At 44.7% G+C, this 20,614-nt stretch carries 17 protein-coding genes and 1 tRNA gene; 9 read left to right on the forward strand and 9 right to left on the reverse strand.

Going from position 1 to position 20,614, the window contains the following annotated elements; genetic code table 11:
- The first annotated feature begins 28 nt into the window (after positions 1–28).
- The gene (locus tag KJB05_RS05600) at positions 29–1,996 is read left to right on the forward strand and encodes a DNA topoisomerase III (protein ID WP_208444929.1); all 1,968 of its coding nucleotides are present in this window, start codon (positions 29–31) and stop codon (positions 1,994–1,996) included.
- Positions 1,997–2,058: 62 nt separating this feature from the next.
- On the opposite strand, the gene KJB05_RS05605 is transcribed toward KJB05_RS05600, so the two are convergent.
- Together KJB05_RS05605 and KJB05_RS05610 are read right to left on the reverse strand one after the other, a co-directional pair.
- Positions 2,059–2,265 carry a hypothetical protein gene (locus KJB05_RS05605; protein ID WP_208444928.1) on the reverse strand — a complete coding sequence of 69 codons (207 nt, stop codon included), beginning with the start codon at positions 2,263–2,265 and terminating at the stop codon, positions 2,059–2,061.
- A 150-nt stretch (positions 2,266–2,415) separates the two neighbouring features.
- On the reverse strand, positions 2,416–3,105 hold the full coding sequence (locus KJB05_RS05610) for an SDR family oxidoreductase (protein WP_208444927.1): 690 nt from the start codon (positions 3,103–3,105) through the stop codon (positions 2,416–2,418).
- A gap of 282 nt (positions 3,106–3,387) precedes the next feature.
- Between KJB05_RS05610 and KJB05_RS05615 the strand changes: the two genes are divergently transcribed.
- The 3 genes from KJB05_RS05615 to KJB05_RS05625 all read left to right on the forward strand — a co-directional run bounded on the left by KJB05_RS05615 (position 3,388) and on the right by KJB05_RS05625 (position 7,011).
- Positions 3,388–4,308 (forward strand): histone deacetylase, encoded by a 921-nt coding sequence (locus KJB05_RS05615; RefSeq protein ID WP_039986873.1) that lies wholly within the window; start codon positions 3,388–3,390, stop codon positions 4,306–4,308.
- Positions 4,309–4,840: 532 nt separating this feature from the next.
- Entirely contained in the window at positions 4,841–6,016 is a 1,176-nt protein-coding gene (locus tag KJB05_RS05620) for a YjgN family protein (protein ID WP_208444926.1), read from the forward strand.
- Entirely contained in the window at positions 6,016–7,011 is a 996-nt protein-coding gene (locus KJB05_RS05625; protein ID WP_208444925.1) for a M48 family metallopeptidase, read from the forward strand. The genes KJB05_RS05620 and KJB05_RS05625 overlap by 1 nt, the downstream gene beginning before the upstream one ends.
- Before the next feature lie 61 nt (positions 7,012–7,072).
- Here the strand turns inward: KJB05_RS05625 and KJB05_RS05630 are convergent, their stop codons facing one another.
- The 4 genes from KJB05_RS05630 to KJB05_RS05645 all read right to left on the reverse strand — a co-directional run bounded on the left by KJB05_RS05630 (position 7,073) and on the right by KJB05_RS05645 (position 11,052).
- Positions 7,073–8,266 (reverse strand): ISL3 family transposase, encoded by a 1,194-nt coding sequence (locus tag KJB05_RS05630; RefSeq protein WP_213053070.1) that lies wholly within the window; start codon positions 8,264–8,266, stop codon positions 7,073–7,075.
- Positions 8,267–8,763: 497 nt separating this feature from the next.
- Positions 8,764–8,854, reverse strand: a tRNA-Ser gene (locus tag KJB05_RS05635).
- A 139-nt stretch (positions 8,855–8,993) separates the two neighbouring features.
- Positions 8,994–10,802 (reverse strand): DUF3413 domain-containing protein, encoded by a 1,809-nt coding sequence (locus tag KJB05_RS05640; RefSeq protein WP_005439714.1) that lies wholly within the window; start codon positions 10,800–10,802, stop codon positions 8,994–8,996.
- 22 nt (positions 10,803–10,824) lie between these two features.
- Complete coding sequence (locus KJB05_RS05645; RefSeq protein ID WP_009707299.1) at positions 10,825–11,052, reverse strand: YejL family protein; 228 nt, start codon at positions 11,050–11,052, stop codon at positions 10,825–10,827.
- An 85-nt stretch (positions 11,053–11,137) separates the two neighbouring features.
- Here KJB05_RS05645 and yejK point away from each other — a divergent pair, with 85 nt between their 5' ends.
- From yejK to KJB05_RS05660, 3 genes are all read left to right on the forward strand, one after another.
- Entirely contained in the window at positions 11,138–12,136 is a 999-nt protein-coding gene (gene yejK / locus KJB05_RS05650; RefSeq protein WP_005432897.1) for a nucleoid-associated protein YejK, read from the forward strand.
- A gap of 110 nt (positions 12,137–12,246) precedes the next feature.
- The gene (locus KJB05_RS05655; protein WP_208446292.1) at positions 12,247–13,605 is read left to right on the forward strand and encodes an Hpt domain-containing protein; all 1,359 of its coding nucleotides are present in this window, start codon (positions 12,247–12,249) and stop codon (positions 13,603–13,605) included.
- Between the two features lie 112 nt (positions 13,606–13,717).
- Complete coding sequence (locus KJB05_RS05660) at positions 13,718–14,881, forward strand: chemotaxis protein (protein WP_208446293.1); 1,164 nt, start codon at positions 13,718–13,720, stop codon at positions 14,879–14,881.
- A gap of 97 nt (positions 14,882–14,978) precedes the next feature.
- On the opposite strand, the gene nhaC is transcribed toward KJB05_RS05660, so the two are convergent.
- On the reverse strand, positions 14,979–16,415 hold the full coding sequence (nhaC, locus tag KJB05_RS05665) for a Na+/H+ antiporter NhaC (RefSeq protein ID WP_005439709.1): 1,437 nt from the start codon (positions 16,413–16,415) through the stop codon (positions 14,979–14,981).
- Between the two features lie 437 nt (positions 16,416–16,852).
- Between nhaC and asd the strand changes: the two genes are divergently transcribed.
- Entirely contained in the window at positions 16,853–17,968 is a 1,116-nt protein-coding gene (gene asd, locus KJB05_RS05670) for an aspartate-semialdehyde dehydrogenase (protein WP_009707295.1), read from the forward strand.
- Between the two features lie 126 nt (positions 17,969–18,094).
- On the forward strand, positions 18,095–18,607 hold the full coding sequence (locus tag KJB05_RS05675; protein WP_045413087.1) for a type II secretion system protein: 513 nt from the start codon (positions 18,095–18,097) through the stop codon (positions 18,605–18,607).
- 281 nt (positions 18,608–18,888) lie between these two features.
- Here the strand turns inward: KJB05_RS05675 and KJB05_RS05680 are convergent, their stop codons facing one another.
- Together KJB05_RS05680 and KJB05_RS05685 are read right to left on the reverse strand one after the other, a co-directional pair.
- Positions 18,889–19,737: an ion transporter gene (locus tag KJB05_RS05680; protein ID WP_005439706.1), complete on the reverse strand. Its 849-nt coding sequence runs from the start codon at positions 19,735–19,737 to the stop codon at positions 18,889–18,891.
- Positions 19,738–19,799: 62 nt separating this feature from the next.
- Positions 19,800–20,438, reverse strand: coding sequence for a YchE family NAAT transporter (locus tag KJB05_RS05685; RefSeq protein WP_005439704.1), 639 nt, complete (start codon positions 20,436–20,438; stop codon positions 19,800–19,802).
- Positions 20,439–20,614 lie beyond the last annotated feature (176 nt).

Genomic DNA, 20,614 nt, shown 5'->3' on the forward strand with positions numbered 1-20,614 from the left:
CCCTAATTATTATGATTTCCAAAACCTTATGTCTCGTCTGTTTATTGCTGAAAAACCAAGTCTAGGTCGCGCGATTGCGGCTGCACTACCAAACCCTCAAAAGAAAGATCAAGGCTTTATCCGTTGTGGTAATGGTGACGTCGTGACTTGGTGTATTGGTCACTTGTTAGAGCAAGTTGAGCCCGATGCCTACGATGAACGCTATAAAAAATGGAATATAGCTGACTTGCCGATTATTCCTCAGCAATGGCAATTAAGACCGAGAAAAAGTGCCAGTAAACAGCTCACGGTAATACGTAAACTCCTTAAAGATGCGACAGAAGTTATCCATGCAGGCGACCCGGATCGAGAGGGTCAATTGTTGGTTGATGAGGTGTTGGACTACTGTAAGCTCTCCAAAACCAAGAAAGAAGCGACACAACGACTTCTCATTTCAGACTTGAACTTACCCGCGGTCAAGCGTGCATTGAGCTCGATGCGCAGTAATCGCGATTTCATTCCTCTTTCTGTTTCAGCTTTAGCACGTTCTCGGGCTGATTGGCTTTACGGAATGAACATGTCTCGCGCTTATACGTTGCTGGGCCAAAAAGCAGGCTACCAAGGTGTCTTATCGGTAGGGCGAGTTCAAACGCCTGTACTTGGTTTGGTGGTACGTCGCGACGAAGAAATCGAAAACTTTGTCCCTAAAGACTATTTCACTCTGCATGCATTGATCCCTTATCAAGATCAAAATGGTTCGTTTGATATTCGCGCTCGTTGGAAGCCAAGTGAGGCATGTAAACCTTGGCAAGATGAAGAAGGTCGAGTTCTTAACCGAAAGCTCGTTGAGAACGTAGCAAATCGCATTGCTAACCAGCCTGCGAAAGTCACGGAATCCGAGCAAAAGCAAACGAAGCAGTCTGCACCACTTCCTTATTCATTATCAGCCTTGCAGATTGATGCTGCCAAACGCTATGGCATGAGTGCCCAACAGGTTTTGGATACTTGTCAGGCGTTGTATGAGAAGCACAAACTGATCACGTACCCACGTTCTGATTGTCGCTACTTACCTATGGAGCATTATTCGCAAGCGGGTTCCGTTACTTCGGCTATTGCTAACAATGCCAAAGAGCTACAAAGCGCGGTGCAAGGTGCGGATTTATCGATTAAGTCTAAAGCGTGGAACGACAAAAAAGTCGATGCTCACCACGCAATCATTCCAACGCCAAAACAAGCAAATGTGAATGCATTATCAGGTAATGAGATGAAGGTGTATCAGCTCATTGCACGTCAATATTTAATGCAATTCTATCCAGCTGCAGTTTACGCAGAAGCGAAGCTCGTCTTTGATATTGCTGGTGGTACGTTTATCGCTAAAGGTCGCCAGCTTGTTTCTCCGGGCTGGAAAGCGTTGATGGGGAAAACGGACAAAGAAGACGATGGTATCGATGCTGTGCCGCCGCTTGCTGAGGGCACCGTGCTGACTTGTCGTGAAGGTGAAATCAAAGATCGTAAAACAGAGCCCCCAAAGCACTTTACTGAGGCAACACTGCTTCAAGCCATGACGGGCATCGCTCGTTATGTGGCAGATAAAGAGCTAAAGAAGATATTGCGTGAAACCGATGGTCTGGGCACAGAAGCGACGAGGGCTGGCATTCTTGATACCTTGTTCAAACGCCAGTTGCTGACTCGTCAGGGGAAATCGATTTTGAGCTCACCAGCAGGACGTGGCTTGATTCATGCCTTGCCAATGGACTCGACGTACCCAGATATGACCGCGCATTGGGAACACCAATTACAAGGAATGGCAGAAAGAAATCAAGCGTATCAACCTTTCATGCAAGCGTTAGAACAACGTATAGACGGGCTGATGGGCGAAGTGAAATCGGGTCCGATTCCGGAATCTCTGCGTCATCTTCCAAAAGTAGAGCGACCAGCATTCAAGCGTAAGAAGCGCAGTTACAACAAATCTAGTGCATCAAAAACGACGACCACCAAACGTAAATCCTCTAAGTAACTCATGTTTACTTCCAATCAAGCGGCACCATCCAGTGCCGCTTTCTTATATTAAGGTCATGGCTAGTCGAACAAGTTATCGTTCTTGTCGATTGCGCCTCTGACGTCATCTTGAGTTAGCACTCGTTTACCTAAATCCTGTTTTACTTGTCGTCCTAAGTCGATCAGCGTATCGCGATTCGCTTGAGTTTGACGTTTACCTGCACTTCTTAAGCAGTAATTGAGCTCATGATCTTCACTGAAATTCACCAGATCTTTATCTGTGGCCATGGTTACTCTCCTTAGTGGGGTTAATACCTCACTAAGTCTGGATAGGAAATGGTGAAATTCAAGTTAAGTAATGAGATTGGAGAAGTTGAGAGTGGGCGACGAAACTAGGAACCTTTCGTCGCGTAACGTTAACTTATTGATAGTTGACTATTACCAAGGAAGTTCGGTGCCATCATAGTTGATAAACTGCCCCGACTTTTCTTGCGTGCTTTGCTCAATCACTTTTGCTAAACCATCAGCAGACGTTTGTGGGTCGATAAGCGCATTAGGCCCACCCATTTCAGTACGTACCCAGCCCGGATGAAGTGCCAAAACAGTGAATCCCTCATCGGTTAGGTCATTACTCAAACTTTTTACAACAGAGTTGAGCGCTGCTTTGGAAGAGCGATAGATGTAACCACCACCAGAGGTGTTTTCCGTCATGCTGCCAACTTTAGAGGAGATACACGCAATTTTTTTCGCTTTGCCTTGTTGTAGCAGCGGATAAAAGCTTTCCACTAACTTCAATGGAGCGATGGTATTTATCTCGAAAACTTGTCGCCACTCTTCGATGTCGGTATTACCAAAACCATAGCCTTTAGGCCCGTAGTAACCGGCATTGTTGATCAGTAGATCGATTGCTGGGAGTTCGCTTGTGAGTTGGGCGACTCCTTGGTAATCCGTCACGTCTAATTCATGTAGCACCAAGGTACTATAACGCGATGCTAATGCGTGTAGTGCTTTACTTTCTGTTAGGTTACGGCTTGTCGCGTGAACTTGAGCGCCTTGTTGCAAATAGAGCTCGGTTAAACTCAAACCGATACCGCGATTCGTACCAGTAATAAAGACTGTCTGACTCATGAGTACACCTATCTGTCTGATTCAATGGGGTTAAGTGGAAACAGAACCATTGTGTTAGCTAAGGGCGATAAAATCAACTAACCACCATGCACCTAACATCATAGACATGAACAAAGACATCGCGCAGAAAGAACCAAAGAAAGCGCCGAGTATCGTATATAAGGTTTTATTCATAACAGGTAGAAATTTAATTGATATTGAAAATCATTATCAATTAAATTTCTTTTTAATCAACTCTGGGAGTTGGTACTATTTCACAACGTTTTATGAAAAGAATGTCTCATGCTGCCACTGATTTACCACCCTATTTACTCGCAACTCGATCTACCAGATGGTCACCGTTATCCGATCATGAAATATCGTTATCTTTATCAAGCTGTGATGGAGAAGCTCGCGAGTGAAGATTGGGGAGGGCAAATTGAATGCTTCCAACCAAGCCCTCTAAGTATGGATGATATTAAACGCGTGCATGATGGGGAGTATGTCGACTTGTTGGTGACGGGAGCTATGCCTGCGGCCAAAATGCGTCGAATTGGGTTTCCTTGGAGTGAGGCGTTGATAACACGGACACTGACATCCACCGCCGGAACGGTACTGACCGCAGAAAAGGCATTAGAACATGGCGTCGCGATTCACCTAAGCGGTGGCTATCATCATGCGCACAAAAACTTTGGCAGTGGTTTTTGTCTGTTCAACGATCTGGCGATTGCTGCTAAGCACATGCTTGATCATGAACACGTCGATAAAGTGATGATCATCGATAGTGATGTCCACCATGGCGATGGCACAGCAACGATTTGTGAAAGTGAACCCGACATTGTCACCTTGTCTTTCCATTGCGATAAAAACTTCCCGGCGAGAAAGCCAGACTCTGATCTTGATGTCCCTTTGAGTCGCGATACCAATGATGAAACGTATTTGATGACGTTTAAAGAGGTCGTCGAGATGGCGATTAACTTGCATCGTCCAGACATGGTGATATATGACGCTGGTGTGGATATTCATGTCGACGACGAACTGGGTTACTTCAACGTGTCGACGGAGGGCATATTTGAGCGAGACCGTTTCTTAATGCAGTTGATGAAAGACAGAGGTATTCCTGTTGCGGCTGTCGTTGGTGGTGGTTATCGAAGTGAACACGCGGATTTGGTGCCTATTCATATGCAGCTGTTGAATGCTGCTGAATTCGTTTTTAAAGACTGAATCTAGAATGTTGAAAATCGAGGTAATGGACTCAGTTCTCGAATGAACATTTAGGGCTGGGAATCCTTTCCCAATTTTATTTTCCTAGCCTTTGACGTTGTCTAAAACAACAAATGGATGGATTTAGCTAATGCAGAAAGAAGATGCTCCTGCCTTATGCCGAGGCGAATATTAGGGGGCTTCGCGGTATTTAGATAGTTATAAACACCTTACAATTCGCCTGATAAAAAATGTAATCAGCAACTAACCTTTTGATTGGTAAGGTGACGTCTCAGGTTTTGAGTTTTTTAGTGATAATGAGCCATTGTCGATTAAATTCACTGAGTGGGTGGTTTCTATCACTTTAGATGCTTTCATTTGCGCGGAAATGACCATTAAATTATTTTGTCGGTGAATTTGAATTCATAATTAATATGTGTTTTATAAATAATTGATGTTTAGTTTGCTTATGGCAGTCAAGTTTATCAATTTATGAATGAGATAGGATAACGCCTTTAAATTCATAAAATTAAATAAACTATTCGGACTGTATATGAACCATCAACGCATTTCCAATACCATCTCTTTTAAAGGGCGAGGGGGAGAGTTTTTTGGCATCTGGATTGTCAATGTTCTACTTTCTATCGTTACGCTTGGAATTTACTCTGCTTGGGCCAAAGTAAGAACAAAGCGCTACTTCTACGGTAACACGTACATCGACGGTGATAACTTTGAGTATCATGCCGAGCCAATGCAAATCTTAAAGGGGCGTTTAGTCGTGCTGGCGATTGTATTGGTATGGGGTATCGCAAACTCATTCATTCCCCAACTGGCGCTTGTGCTCTTACTTCTGTTTTATGTCGCCCTGCCATGGTTGTTATGGAGCAACGCACGATTTGATTCTGCAATGACGAGTTACCGCAATGTTCACTTCTCTTTTAATTCGTCACTAAAAGATGCATACATCACCATACTTGGCCGAGGCTTTGGTGCTGCGCTGGCAGTCATGGTTTTCATTGGTATCTGTGTGGCGGTTGCAAGCGTTTCACAAGCTGCGTCGGTTATTTTAGGGCTTTGCTCAGTCGTCGTTATGGCTGCACTTTATGGTTGGGTTGTGGTTGGCGTTCAACGCTACTTTGTTAATGGCTACCGTTATGGTGATTGGCAGTTTAGTGGCGAACTTGAAACCAGTTTCTTTGTAAAAACCTATCTGAAAGCCGTAGCAATCGGTCTTAGCACAGCTATCGCGATTGCGATTGTAGCGGTCATTGTGATGGTTGGGAGCTCAGGGCTAATGGAAGCAGCAACGGGCGACTTGGCTTCACTGAATGAATCTAGCCCTGTCATTACAATGGTAGTTATGTACCTTGGTATGATTGGCTTAACCATCGGCTTGACGGCATACACAGCAACAAGAACTCGTAACTACTTGTTCTCCCAAATGAAGCTAGAAAAAGAAGGGCAAGAAGAAAACAACTTTACGTTTAAGTCTACCTATACAGTTGATGGCTACATGTGGCTGATTATCTCAAACTTCCTATTACAAGTTGTGACCTTGAGTATTGCGAGACCATGGGTAATGGTTCGTACTTCTCGCTATGTTGCTGATAAGACGGTCGTCGTTGGAGACATGAGCCAACTGAAAGCAGCAGACCAAGATTCAAAAGTGAAATCAGCGATTTCTGATGAAGTTGCACAAGCCTTCGATCTCGGTGTTGGAATCGGTTAATGCAGTTTGAAGGAACCGCGTTTCCACCAAAAAGCTCTGAGCGACATCAAGCCAGATTGGATGTCGCTCAAGCTAACTCGCTGAGTTTGGTTGTTGCTGACAATATTTTTAGCTGTGATCAGCAACATGCGGACATTACTGCTCCAGTAGGCAATTTACCCGTCAGATTTAAGCTGCCCAATGGTTGGGTTTTCGTTACCGAGCGTACTGAAGAAGTGTCTCGGTGGCTGGAGGCAAATAAAAGGTCGAGCTTTGTTGATAGAATTGAATCGAACTGGCTTGCTTGGGTCGTGTCTGCGATGGCATGTATTGCGGTTGTGCTTGGGGGGTATTATTACGCGTTACCTTGGGTGAGCGATAAAGTCGCATACGCGATTCCTGACAGTGTCTCAGTTGTACATGGCGAAAAGGTACTCGAAAGCTTGGATTCCCGTTGGAACCCGAGCGAGCTGAGTAAAGCCGAACAAGAAGCCATTCGAAGCAGGGTAGAGCAGCACTTAACACAGTTAGAGGCGTTGCCTTACCAAGTAGAGATTGTTTTCCGATCTTCTGAGCTAGGAGCGAATGCGTTTGCCTTACCTGGTGGAAAGATTGTGTTGCTCGATGAATTAGTCGCGTTGTCTAAAAACCAGCAACAGTTGGACAGTATTATTCTTCACGAGCTTGGTCATATTCATCATCGCCACATGCTAAAGAGGTTGGTGTATTCGAGTGTCCTTTCTGTTGGTGTCGCCCTGTTAACTGGTGAAAGTTCTGGCATCGTGGACAATCTTGCCGGCGCAAGTGTGTTTGTGTTGTCCAGTGGTTACTCCAGAGAAGCCGAAATACAAGCCGATGCATTCGCAAGAGAGGCGATGCTCAAGGTTTATGGCGACACAAAGCCGATGGCTGAAATGTTTGAGTTGTTCCGTAACCAAGGTTATGACGAGTTGCCTGAGTGGTTGAGTACTCATCCAGACCTCGATAAAAGGATTGAGGCAGCGAAAGGAAACTAACTCTTTCATACCAATACTTAACGAAGAGAGCTCACTAAATATTAGTGGGCTTTTTTCTGGTTCATCGCGGCTTTCCGGGGAAAGCCGCTTTTATCTTTAAGAAGAAGTAATCAGTATCTCGATAGCCATATCCCATCCGCTTAATTAACTTTATCTTGTTATTTATCCCTTCAAGCGTACAGGTATTCAGCGGGTAGCTTGCTGAAGCAGTGATCCCATGAAGGTATGGACGGAGCTTTCGAGCGAACTCTTTGAGCGGCTTAATTCCACTCTCATTCACTTGTCCCAACCATACCTGCCACAGGTTTTTAGCCTGAAGTTCAGAGCCGCAACGCCATAGCTCTTTTAATTGCGCACCCAGTAAGTAGGTTGTCATCAAGTCCTGATTCATATTCAATATTTCTGTGAGGTAGCTTTCCTGTTGTGTATTTAAATTATCCTTATTTTTCAATAATACCCAGCGCGAACGCTTGACCCATTGCCTTGCTTTTTTATCCTGTTTTAGCTTATTGGCTTGGTCGACTCTGACTCTATCCATCACTTCACGACCGAACTTAGCAACAACGTGGAACAAGTCATAAACGACACGGGCATTTGGGCAATGCTCTTGGACTTCAAGGTCAAAAGCCGTATTCATATCCATTGCTACTGCTTCGATATTTTTTCCGTGCTCGCCTAATTGTTCAAAGAACGGTCGAATATCCTTGCGGCTACGACCTAGCCCTATCCAGATAACCTGATGACTTTTCGCATCTGCAATGACTGTCGCGTAACGGTGCCCTTTAAAAATGGCGAACTCGTCCATGACGAGTTGCCTTAATTCACCCCATTTAACTGGCGGTACTACCTGTTGAAGCCGACGTTTATCTATCTCTTTGATTGTGTGCCAATGAACACCAGTCACTTGGGCTATATGTTTGATTGGTAGCAGGGGCAACAACTGTTCTATATAGCTTCGTAGGCGGTTAGTGATACGAGCATAGGGTTCCAACCAAGATAGTTGTTCTGTTTTAATGCCGCAGTGGCTGCACTTGATGCGTCGGGTTTGAACGGACAGTTCAACGGGAGCTCCTAGCAGTGTGGCTTCCTTCACGTTACGCCATTGATACTCATGTATGGCTTGAGCTTTAAGCCCGCACGGACACCTAGCGATAGAGTTAGGTTTGAGAGTGAGCTTTATTAATGATGGCGTCTGATGAGACTTTACTATATGAAAGCCTTCCCAGAATGAAGATAGGAAAGTATGATTCGACATGAAAACGGTAGTTTGTGTAGGTTTTGTTTGGCGATAAAACTCTATCACTTACTACCGTTTTTGTTTTCAGTTCCCGCTTATCCGCGATGAACCTTTTTTCTTGCGTATCGGAAAGTGCCTAGAGGACCAGACCGGCTTTTTCTGAATGTGGCTGAGTACGGTGACGCTTGGACTGAAATTAGCTGAGAGCCGGGGTTGCGCTCAACTAGGAGTGATTTAGAAATCCCGAAATTTTCTAAGCGCTAAAACGACGAAAGCTCGCAATGAATGCGAGCTTTCTAAATGTGGCGTGAGTGCTGGGCTTGCATTCAAGGAGGGATTTGTCTAAATCCCTCTTTAAGCCTCAGATACGAAAAAGCCCACTAATTGCTTAGCGGGCTTTTTCTAAATGTGGCTGAGAGCCGGGGTTGCGTTCAACTAGGGATTTACAAATCCCGTAATTTCCCAAGCACTAAAACGACGAAAGCCCGTTGATTTCTCAACGAGCTTTCTAAATGTGGCGGAGAGATAGGGATTTGAACCCTAGATACGCTATTAACGTATGCCGGTTTTCAAGACCGGTGCTTTCAACCACTCAGCCATCTCTCCGTTGTTGACGCGAATAATATAAGGCTTTGAAAATCTTGTAAACCCCAAAATGAACCGTTTGGATGTTTACTGCACGATTTTGTGTTGTTTGTGGAGAAAAGAAACGAAAAAGCTCTCCGAGTGGAGAGCTTTTGTTCAATTAATTGCTTTTTGAATAGAAGCGCTGAAGTTCTGTAAGCCCTTGCATTAGCACTGGGAGCTTCGGTGTCGATTCTCTCAAACGCTTATAATTGTCGTCATAGAGCTTATAGTTACCGAATTTGTCTATAACGGTTGTTTGTGAGCTAGTGATAAGCGCAATTTCACGCGTGTCACCAGCTAGAATCCAGCGGCGACGGCTCTCATCAAATAAGTTTCGGCCACTGCTGTAATCGTAAGGGTTTGAAGATACACCCAACATGTCTTGTAAAAGCGTTACAGACAAATCTAAGTGGCTTGTACTGTGCGTAAACTCGGCTGGTAGCATTCCCGGCCAGTGAATCACCATAGGTACTTGGAGTTGGTAACGGCTGTAGTTGCTGTTTGCTCCCCAGCTGTTGGTATTGGTTTCGTTAAACTCACTGCCGTGATTCGAGGTAATAACCACAATGGTGTTCGCCAGTAACTCATTCGCTTCCAAATCAGCAATAATTTCTGCAACGGTTTTATCTGCGGATTTTACTGACTGCTCATAAGCTTTCTTAAATCGTTCGCTGGCTGGGATCTCTTCGTTAGCAGCCATCGGCTCAGATTCAAAGTTGTCGACAGTGGTAACTTCGATGTAGCTAAACCAAGGCTTTTTCGCTTGTTCAGTTAGCCATGTATTCCAAGCTGCAATCGACTGCTTGTCGGTATGAGCTTGTGTGCCATCTAGCTCATTAGCCAGATTCAAGCCTCGGAAGATAACTTCTGAATACAGGTCATCTTCAAAACCATTACCGCTGAATAGACCAAAGCTGTAATCCTGATCTTTTAGTACGTCTAGTAATACTGGCGCACTGCCTTGCGCTTTGATGCTGCTTGCGTAACTGCTTGGCAAGCCATAGAACAAGCCAAATGCACCGTAAGTGTCATTGCTTGAGCTGTAATGATTCGTAAAGTTTTGATTGTCTTGCGCAAACTTGTACAAGTTCGGCATTTCGTTCTGGTTAAGTGCATCTGCACGAAGGTTATTCACGCTGATCATCAGCACGTTTAACTTGTTACCACGACGATTGAATTCAAGCTTCTCTAGCGGGTAGCTGACTAAATCGATGTTGCCTTGGTTCTCTGCTAAGCGTTTTAGGTACTCTTCACGGTCAAGAAGGCCATGTTTTTCCATAAAGCTCTTCGCCGTCATCGGGTATGACAATGGGAAGTTAGAGCGTTGGCTAGTAATCGGATTATAGAAGTAAGCATCAGCCCAAATGTAAACCAAATGACTGGTCATAAAGCTTAAGAAGAACACGGCAGCTAAAGGACGGCCAACGTGTTTATGGGAAAGTTTGCGTTGTTTGCGCCAAACCCACTCAGAAAGAGCAAGTTGCACCAGGAAAATAAGCGGCATCACCACAAAAAGGTGTTGGAGATCAGAGCTGATCGCGCTTTTGTCTTCGCTAAACAACAGCTCCCAAACCACAGGGTTCAGGTGCAAATTAATGGATTGATACGCTTGAGTATCAATTAATAAAACGGTTTGACCAACCGTTGCGAATATCACTGCCACCAAGCGGAAAAGTTTCCTTGATGGCAGGACAAACGTCAGCGGGAATAGAACTAATAAGTACAGGGCGAAAACAAGGAAGCCAAAATGACCAACCCAAGATGCAGCCAGATAAAATTGCCCCATAAGGGTTTCTGGCCAAGGCGATTGAACGATATAGCGTGTACCTATCAACATCGATGCAACGATGTTGAAGAATGCAAACCAGTGACCCCAACCTACTAGTCGAGATACGCGTTCGCCGTATGAGTTTCCGCTGTCTACCATGTACTTGTTCTATTATCCGTTATTAATGTGTTTTTGGCGCTTCAAGAGAAGACATCAGTGCCTGAGCAAATTTTTCAGCAATAACTTTGCGTTGTGAAGCAGCAACTTGTTGATTTAAGACATTGGTTGCGATATTTCCCGCAATCATTAGCGTCAACTCAGGAGAGGCAGCGTGTTTATCAAGTACAGCACCCACTTCAGCAAGAATTTTCTCTACTTGTTCGTCAGTATATTTAGATGTAATCGGCATAAAGACTCTAATAATGATAGTAAAAGCGGCTTATGATAACCTACAATGCCCAACAACTTAAACCTTGTAGCAAGATAAAATCACTATGAGCCTTCATCTTTCAAACGTTATTCTGCATCAATTGTGCAAAAACGATCAGGACGAACTGGTTGTTAAACTTCGCCCGGCGTCGTTAGAAAACGATACCTCTACTGAAAACCTTGTCGCGGAACTGCATCGCGTATTCCACTCGAAAGCAGGCAAAGGTTTCGGCTCTTTCCAATCAGACAGCGAATTTCAATTTTGGCTTCAAGAAATGCGCAAAGGGGAGAGAGATTTCTATGATTTCTCACAAATAAGTGCAAATCGCTTGAAAGAAGAGCTGATTAAGTACCCATTTGCTGATGAGGGTATCTTAGTCTTTGCTGAGTACCAAAGCTTAGCAACTGACTATTTGTTTATTGGTATCTTGCCAATGAACCAAAGTCTAAAAGTGACTGAAGGCTTGGATATTGATGCGACGGATTACCTAGACATCACTAAGATGGACATTGCTGCGCGCATTGATCTTTCAAGTTACGACACAGACCGTGAGTCAAATCGTTACCTTTCTTACATCAAAGGTCGCGTTGGTCGCAAAGTAGCAGACTTTTTCCTCGATTTCCTACAAGCGGATGTTGGTCTAGATACTAAGCAGCAAAACCAAGTGCTAATGCAAGCGGTAGAAGACTTTTGTGCGGATTCTAAGCTTGAGAAGCAAGAAGCGAACGAGTACAAAAAGCAGGTTTACAACTACTGTAACGAGCAAATCAAATCAGGCGACGAAGTACAAATTTCTGAACTGTCTGGTGAGTTGCCACCAAGCCAAGATGGCACAAGCTTTATGGACTTTACCAAAGAGCAAGGTTACGAGTTGGAAGAGTCTTTCCCTGGTGACCGCTCTACCGTACGTAAGCTAACTAAGTACGTTGGCGCTGGTGGCGGTTTGAATATCAGCTTTGATAGCTTGTTACTTGGCGAGCGTATTTTCTACGATCCAGAGACAGACACGCTAACGATCAAAGGCACGCCACCAAACCTAAAAGATCAGTTAAGCCGTAACTAATTGATAATAAGAGAGCATTATGCTCTCTTTTTTTATGTGAAGTGCGCACAGTCAGTGCGTGCTTCATGGTATATGCTTGTTATTAATAAGAAATAGTCGAGGGAAAAGCATTGCTGCAATTCAAAGAGGGAATTAGAAGAGCTGTCTGGCTTTTGTTTGCTGTGTGGTGTGCATTTGCCGTGGGTATTTGGCTGCAAGCGCAACAAACTATCCGCACGATCTCGACCATTGACGAACTCAGCAGCAAAGTGGACGAGGTGCGCAATATCTTCCACTTCGAATTGCCTTATCGTGCACAACACGTTGATCAAGTCTCTCTGAAGCTTCAGCTTGTTTACGCTGTTCGCTTACAACTCGAAAGCGAACATTCTGCCGGGTGGGGTTCCCCGGATTTAACTCAGCTGCTTTATTCCACAGACCGTTTTCTTGAAGGCGCTAGAACCTTTATTGGGAGCGATAGTGAGCTAGTTGCTCTCGCAGATCAGTTACACAACAGTCGCGAGTCTGCCAGCAATTCAGAGCAACTTCGCACCATGTATTACCGTTTGGGTGCTTTGGTACTGGAAGCCATGTTCAGCGACGCAGCAACAAGTGCTGACACATACCAAGAACTGGATTCTTTGTTTACTGAGTCACAAAACCTTGAACCCAAAGAACAAGCCTCATTTCAACGTCGATTAGCCCAGACTTCAAGCGTATTGGCCGCTCACGCGCAGGGTAGCCACCTTTCTAATCAACTGCTTAACCCCGAGTTTCCAAATCAACTCGCTTCAGTGATTAGTACCCTTGAGCAAAAGCTGACGTTTTACATCACTTTTCTTGCGTTAGTAAGTGGTTCCTTACTTGCGCTTATCTCTTGGGCTCTATTCTCTAAAACAGTGCTTGTGACGGAAGAATCGTCAACGCCAAATAAGAATGAAGAGACGCCAACCGTTCCATCTACTCCTGTTTTGGAAAAAGCGCATTTGGCAGAAACGAAACATGAGATGGTTGAAAAAGCAGAATCTGTGGTTCAGACAGACCCAACTCGTCCTAAAGAGGATGATGATGCAACGCCTCCGACTCAGAACATGGCTACCGAGAGCGAAGATTCAGACATCAAAGAGCCTTATATTGATATAGAGAAAATGCTCGACTCACTGTCTGGCGATGAAGAGTCAGTGCGCATGTTATTGGAAGTGTTCATCCAAGATCACGCTGAAGACAGCGAAAAGCTCAAAGGTCTTATTGCTGAAGGGAAGGATAAGGAGCACGCTCAACGTGTTGCGCACAGTTTGAAAGGGGTATCGGGCAGTATAGGTGCAATGCCTCTACACTATATCTCTGGGGATATCGAATCTTTAATCAAACAAGGCGAGCAAGTCTCAGACGATAAATTGGATCAGTTAGAAGATACGTTACAGAAAACGACACTTTTTGCTGAAAGAGTTCTCAATAGTGAAAACATTCGAGAAGTGCTAACGGATTGATATTCCTCTGACTTAAAATAGAAAAGATTAAGGTATTTAAGGGACGCTCGCGAACCTGATGCCTTGGTTCGTCACTGTTCCTGTTCTACACATTTTGACCATAGGTAATTTCATGTCCATCCGTCGACTGTCCTCATTGATGGTGGCTTGTTTGGTTTTAAGTCTTTCAGGGTGTTCTCTGTTAGAGGTGAAAATCGACAGCCAAACTGTACCGCTCACCAAACAAGAGCTGAACATGCGTATTATGACGCGTGAATATGCTCAGCAATTCTTTGCTCAAGTCGAGCAAGCCGCCGATGTGCTCCAAGAAAACTATGAGCCGAGCGATAAGGTAAACCAATCCTATATTCTGCTTTGGAAAATCAATGCGGAAGAGGGGCTTCAAGCTGCCGCTTACCAAGTTTCACCAATGGCTGCGTTGATTGATACGTGGGTGTTCACTCACCAGATGAACCAGTTCTACAGTGAAGGGGCGGGCAAAGACCTATTTGCGACTGGCGAAGCAAAAAAAGTGTCTGAACATTTGGCAAAAGAAGTCGATAAGCTAGCGAAATCGCTATTGAAGAAAGACGTGTACGAAAAGACCCAAGTATTCGTGGCAGACTTTGTCGAGAAGTATCCTTTTGCTGACTTAAGCATGATCAGAACGCCGGCTTACCGAGCATGGTTGCAAGCAAACCAAATCAGCGAGGAAGAAGCCGTTACCACGCTTGGTACAATGCCTGAAGCAATCGGTGATGTATCCGACCGTTTAAGTTTGGTCTCAGAACAAACACCTAAGATCATGACTTGGAAAGCGCAGTTGCTGGCACTCAATAGCTCAGCAAGTATTGAACAAGTCAACGCAGCGCTAAACAGCTTGAAGGTAACTTCTGAGTCGTTGAAGGACTTTATCGACAACAACCCTGAGTACATGCGTAACTTGGCAGAGCAGATGGCCGTTCAATTGCAGCCTCTAGTGGAAGACATTGACCAAAAAACAGAAGAGCGTTTGTCTCAGTTGAGTGATGAGCGTCAGGCTTTGGAATTGATGGTGGCGAGAGAGCGCCAAGAGATCGCTCAAATCATCACAAGTGAGCGTGAGAAGTTTGCTCAGGATCTAGACCATGTTTCACAAGAAGTGGTGAATCTGGCGATGAACAAATTGATTGAGCTTGTGAAGAGCACCATCATCTACTTTATTCTGTTTATCCTAGTGATCTTCTTTGCTCCTCTCGTACTTGGTTATGCCTTGGGTAAGCGCTCTGCGGTAAGAGCCAGCACTAAATCGGCGTAATTATTTAGAAGTCACAACACGAAATAGCAGACACAAAAAAGGACCGAATCATCGGTCCTTTTTTATTTATGGAAGGTTTCCATCTATAGCTGAAGCCTTAAGCTGTTTGTTGCTTTAGTTCAGCTTCTGTTTGTTCTTCTGTTGCTGGAGCCGTTGGTTCGCATTTATCAACAAACCAGCCCATGTAAGAAGTAAAGATGGTCACGATGATACACACGAAGCTCAGCCACATGAACGGTGCGTACGACAATGTTGCCACACCCAAGATGCTTGCCATGTAGATACCATTATCGCTCCACGGCACCATACCGGAAGTCAGTGTGCCACCAAACTCTGCGTTACGAGATAGGTTCTTGCGTTTGTAGCCAAGGCGGTCGTAGTTCTTAGCACAGATCTTAGGAGTAAGAATCAGTGATACGTACATCGCAGAACCGAATACGTTACCCATGAAGGCCGTACCAATTGTGCTGGTTGCCAGTGAACCTGCGCTTTGAACGCGTCGTTCGAACAGTTTTGCAATCGTTTCTAGTACGCCAACCTTATCTAGTAGGCCGCCAAAACCTAGGCCAAATACGATCACAGCAACAGAGCCCAGCATAGAAGACATGCCACCACGGTTTAGAATCGAGTCAATGAAATCCACGCCTGAAGAAATAGCAAATGGTGCCCAAGCGGTATTAAATGCCGTTAGGAAGTCTACATCCTGAATCATCACTGCCCAGATAATACCCAGTAGTGAACCGAAGCTGATCACAGGGAAAGAAGGCATGCGCATCGCCAATAGAGCCAATACGATGATCACTGGGACAAAGGAATAAGGCGTGATGAAAAATTGTTGTTCCATTGCCTGAATAACAGAATCCACTTGGCTCATATCCACTTTACCTGCGAAGTGGAAGCCAAATGCGGTAAACATGATACCTGTGATGATGTAGCTGATCAGCGCGATAGGCAGCATGCCCTTGATGTGCTCAACCACTTCTACATTCGACATAGAAGAAGCAAGGATCACGGAATCTGAAAGTGGAGACATCTTGTCACCAAAGTAACAACCCGATAGAACCGCACCCGCAGTGATTGGTGCTGGAACACCAAGACCTTGACCGATACCCATCATCGCAATACCTGCTGTACCCGCTGCACCCCAAGATGTACCTGTTGCCAATGCAGTCAGAGAACAAATGATCATGGTTGCCAGTAAGAAGATAGAAGGGTGAATGGCTTTCAGACCGTAGTAGATGATGGTTGGTACGATACCACCAGAGATCCAAGTGCCCACTAAGGCACCTACAGCAAGAAGAATAAGCACTGCGCCCAAACCATTAGAAATACCGTTTAGTGCTGCTTTTTCTAGGTCTTTGTATTGATGGCCGAGTCTTAAGCCCAATAGCATGATAATGAACCAGCCAATATACAGCGCGAGCTGAATTGGAAGGTCTAGTTTGGCAGTAAATGAAAATGCCAAAAGAAGAAACAAACCTAGTGAGATAAATACCTGTATCAGACTAGGAAGACGTGTTGTAACTTGCTTCATATGTGCCTCTGTCGTTCATGGAGCAATAGAGGAAGGCCGCTCCCTGTTTTAATCGCGCCTAACATACATTAACAAAAATTATATTTCGAACATTTGGTGATTTATCTTGACTTTTGTCCGCATAAACGTTTGCTTGTGAAATTAATAACTAAAAAACTTTAAGTTTAATAGTTTGAAATGTTTTGTGATGTAAAAAATATGTGCTGCAATTGTTGTTTTCTCACTGAGTGGTAGGACCTTATCGTGTGACGTTCACAGTTTTCTGGGCAGAATTAGATGGTTAATCAATAAGAAAAGAGAAGAAAATAACTGGGATTATAAAAATTCGCGGCAAACGTTAAAAAAGTTGTGTTTATTTGCAAATTAGGGCTTGAGATTTTGTGGCGAAAATTGAACTATGGAGAAAGTTTCAAAAATATACATGGAGAGTTAATGCGATGAGAGTAGGTTTAGTTGGTTGGCGCGGCATGGTCGGTTCAGTTCTGATGCAGCGCATGGTCGAAGAGAAAGACTTCGATCTGATCGAGCCAGTTTTCTACAGCACGTCTCAAATAGGTATCCCAGCTCCAAACCTAGGTAAAGAAGCTGGTCTACTTCAAGATGCGTTCGATATTGACAGTTTAAAACAACTTGACGCAGTGATTACGTGTCAAGGTGGCGGTTACACAGAGAAAGTTTATCCAGCACTTCGTCAAGCTGGTTGGAAAGGTTACTGGATCGATGCGGCTTCGACACTTCGTATGGCAGAAGACTCCATCATCACTCTAGATCCTGTAAACCTAGCGCAAATTCAACAAGGCATTCACGGCGGCACTAACACCTTTGTTGGTGGTAACTGTACCGTTAGCTTGATGCTCATGGGCCTTGGTGGCCTGTTCGAGAAAGGTTTGGTTGAGTGGACAAGTGCAATGACGTACCAAGCGGCGTCTGGCGCAGGTGCACAAAACATGCGTGAGCTGATTTCTCAGATGGGTGTGATCAACGATTCTGTAAGCTCTGAATTGGCTAACCCAGCAAGCTCTATTCTAGACATTGACAAGAAAGTTGCCGACACAATGCGCAGCTCTTCATTCCCAACAGATAAGTTTGGTGTGCCGCTAGCTGGCTCTTTGATTCCTTGGATCGACGTTAAACGCGACAACGGTCAGAGTAAAGAAGAGTGGAAAGCGGGTGTAGAAGCGAACAAGATCCTTGGTTTCCAAGATGCACCAGTGCCAATCGATGGTACATGCGTACGTATCGGTGCGATGCGTTGTCACTCTCAAGCATTGACTATTAAGCTTAAGCAAAACGTGCCAATGGATGAGATTGAAGAAATCATCGCAACGCATAACGATTGGGTTAAAGTGATTCCAAACGACCGTGACATCACGGCTCAAGAACTCACTCCAGCGAAAGTAACAGGTACACTTTCTATTCCAGTAGGCCGTCTACGTAAGATGGCAATGGGCGATGACTTCTTAAACGCATTCACAGTCGGTGATCAGCTTCTATGGGGCGCCGCAGAGCCACTACGTCGTACTTTACGCATTATTCTTGCTGAGAAGGCTTAATTTGTCTCAACTCTGAGATGTCTATTTTGAAAGCGCCCAACTGGGCGCTTTTTTGATATTTCAATGACAGTAAGCTGACTTTTGTTGCATAACGTTGCCGCGAATTTAATCAATTGGAGTGCGGTAATGAAACAGAATACAAAAGGTTTTACTCTCATAGAGTTAGTGGTTGTCATCGTAATTCTCGGCATTCTAGCCGTTGTTGCCGCACCTAAGTTTTTAAATCTTCAACATGATGCTAGAGCTTCCTCTATTCAAGGTATGGCTGCTTCTGTACACAATGCAGCGGAAATGGCATATGGGAAAGCAGCCGTTGAAGGAGAAGAAAACTCGCCGTCGTACCATGTAGAAGGTGCGGGTAACGTACACTTTGGCTATCCTGCAGTAGAGAATGATGGTTTGGAAGATTTCCTAGATGCAGATCTGGGTTACAAAGACGGTACAAAAGACTGGGTTTGGGATGCGTACAATACTGGTGGTAGCGTAGCCGACCCAGACTATAAAGTTATTACCCAATCAGAATGGGTTCAAAAGTATGACCGCGAAGCAATCAAAGCGAGTAACTGCTACGTGAAGTACACCGCGGCAATGGAGCCGGGAGATGAATACAAGGTGGAAGTGTTCACTGACGGTTGCTAAGTCGAGAATAGACCTTGTCCACAGGAAATGTTTGTTTCTTGAGAGCCAAAAGTTATGTAGAAGCCGATGTGAAGTCATCGGCTTTTTTGATCGTGGAGTTAGAAAGGGCGTTCAGAATGCAGCGCTCCAATAACCGGAAGCGCTACATTGGAAGGCAAGTGAAAGAAACTACGTTCTAAACGCGTTGACAGAATCTGTCCCCAGAAATACAAAATATCGCCGATTCCCGATTCCCGATTCCCGATTCCCGATTCCCGATTCCCGATTCCCGATTCCCGATCCTAATCTTCTTCGTCTGCGCTCACGACGCGATTGTCAGGATCCGCTAACTCACTACCACAATGCTTACAGTGCATCGCATCAGAATCATGGCCGGAGCGGTTACAGTTTGGGCATTTTACTAGCTCTTTATGAGCATTCATCTCATTACTCAATTCTGCGGTAATAATGCCAGTGGGAACCGCCAGTATCGAATAACCAAGCAACATGGTTAATGACGCGATCGCTTTCCCGAGGTGTGTTTGCGGCACCATGTCGCCGTAGCCCACGGTAGTGATCGTCACAATTGCCCAGTAGATGCTTTTCGGAATACTTGTAAAGCCATTGTGTGGGCCTTCAATAACGAAGATCAGCGCACCAAAAATGGTGACCAGAATACCCACAGTACTAAAGAAGATAAGAATCTTACGACGCGCCATTAACAGAGAGCGCAACAAGATGTTGGAATCTTGGAGGTAGCGTACAAGTTTTAGGATTCGGAAGATGCGCATGACGCGCAGCAATCGCACGACACCCATAAACGATGCGCCAGGGAAGAAGATCGCCAGATACGTTGGCAAAATAGCCAACAAATCGACCACGCCATAAAAGCTGGTGGCGTAAGACTTAGGCTTAGGAGAACAGTAAAGTCTTAATAAATACTCAACTGTGAATAGGGCAGTAAAAGTGTATTCAATATAACGCAGTTCTCGTGACCATTCTGTCATCACAGATGGTAAGGACTCTAAGATGAGAACCACAAGAGAAGTGATGATCGCAATAATCAGCGCGATATCGAAAATGCGCCCAGCACGGGTGTGCGTGCCGAAGATGATGACGTATAAATGATGCTTAAGAGACTTGCGAGGCATGATGTTGCACTGTCAGCGTTAAAATGAAACGGATTGCAACATCATACCAGAAGTTGGGAAAGTTAGGCTAAACCAGGGAATAGGTTTCTTAGGCCGTTAGCAATGAACTCAATACCTAATGCGCCAAGGATCAGGCCCATAATACGCGTGATCACGTTGATACCTGTCTGGCCAAGGAAGCGTACGATCAAAGGCGCAGAACGGAATAGCAACCAAGAACAGAAACAGAACAACATGATGGTGACACTAATACCAACGGTATCAAGAGCGCTCGGGTAACGCGCACCGTAAACGATGGTTGAACTGATGGCACCAGGGCCTGCCATTAATGGCATCGCCAGTGGTACTACGCCGATTTGCTCGCGGCTGACGTATTCTGATTTCTCTTGCTTGTTCTGCTTATCTTCACCCAACTTACCGCTCATCATCGAGAACGCGATACTAAGAAGTAGCAAGCCGCCAGCAACACGGAAAGAATCCAGAGAAATGCTGAACATATCTAGCAACAACTGACCAGCAAAAAGAGAAATGATCAAAATGACCGCAACCGCAACATTGGCTGTCGTGGCGGTTTTGCTTTTCTCTTCTGGTGTCATATGACCGGTCAGTGATACGAACACAGGCATGATACCAACAGGGTTCACTGCTGCGACCAAACCTAAGAAAAACTGTAGGAAAATAGCTAACTCTAAAGTCTGCATGTTGCTTACTCGTAAACGTTCACAATAGTGAAAAAGAGAGGGGGTAATTTTAGGCGGTAATGTAAGGCAAAAGTGCGGTCGGAAGAAATGAAAAAAACTAACGTATTTGGCCTAGTATTTGTGAGAAAAACTAATTATTGAAGAAAATGTATGCAATCTGGAAACGAATTGTTACG

This window comes from Vibrio sp. B1ASS3, assembly GCF_905175355.1.
GTDB classification, from domain to species: Bacteria; Pseudomonadota; Gammaproteobacteria; order Enterobacterales; family Vibrionaceae; genus Vibrio; species Vibrio owensii.

Coding starts and splice junctions, on each gene's coding strand:
- KJB05_RS05615 (WP_039986873.1), top strand. CDS start 3,388: ATGCTGCCACTGATTTACCACCCTATTTACTCGCAACTCGATCTACCA.
- KJB05_RS05605 (WP_208444928.1), bottom strand. CDS start 2,265: ATGGCCACAGATAAAGATCTGGTGAATTTCAGTGAAGATCATGAGCTC.
- KJB05_RS05645 (WP_009707299.1), bottom strand. CDS start 11,052: ATGCCGATTACATCTAAATATACTGACGAACAAGTAGAGAAAATTCTT.
- yejK (WP_005432897.1), top strand. CDS start 11,138: ATGAGCCTTCATCTTTCAAACGTTATTCTGCATCAATTGTGCAAAAAC.
- nhaC (WP_005439709.1), bottom strand. CDS start 16,415: ATGAAGCAAGTTACAACACGTCTTCCTAGTCTGATACAGGTATTTATC.
- KJB05_RS05685 (WP_005439704.1), bottom strand. CDS start 20,438: ATGCAGACTTTAGAGTTAGCTATTTTCCTACAGTTTTTCTTAGGTTTG.
- KJB05_RS05680 (WP_005439706.1), bottom strand. CDS start 19,737: ATGCCTCGCAAGTCTCTTAAGCATCATTTATACGTCATCATCTTCGGC.
- KJB05_RS05620 (WP_208444926.1), top strand. CDS start 4,841: ATGAACCATCAACGCATTTCCAATACCATCTCTTTTAAAGGGCGAGGG.
- KJB05_RS05600 (WP_208444929.1), top strand. CDS start 29: ATGTCTCGTCTGTTTATTGCTGAAAAACCAAGTCTAGGTCGCGCGATT.
- KJB05_RS05610 (WP_208444927.1), bottom strand. CDS start 3,105: ATGAGTCAGACAGTCTTTATTACTGGTACGAATCGCGGTATCGGTTTG.
- KJB05_RS05625 (WP_208444925.1), top strand. CDS start 6,016: ATGCAGTTTGAAGGAACCGCGTTTCCACCAAAAAGCTCTGAGCGACAT.
- KJB05_RS05630 (WP_213053070.1), bottom strand. CDS start 8,266: ATGTCGAATCATACTTTCCTATCTTCATTCTGGGAAGGCTTTCATATA.
- KJB05_RS05660 (WP_208446293.1), top strand. CDS start 13,718: ATGTCCATCCGTCGACTGTCCTCATTGATGGTGGCTTGTTTGGTTTTA.
- asd (WP_009707295.1), top strand. CDS start 16,853: ATGAGAGTAGGTTTAGTTGGTTGGCGCGGCATGGTCGGTTCAGTTCTG.
- KJB05_RS05640 (WP_005439714.1), bottom strand. CDS start 10,802: ATGGTAGACAGCGGAAACTCATACGGCGAACGCGTATCTCGACTAGTA.
- KJB05_RS05675 (WP_045413087.1), top strand. CDS start 18,095: ATGAAACAGAATACAAAAGGTTTTACTCTCATAGAGTTAGTGGTTGTC.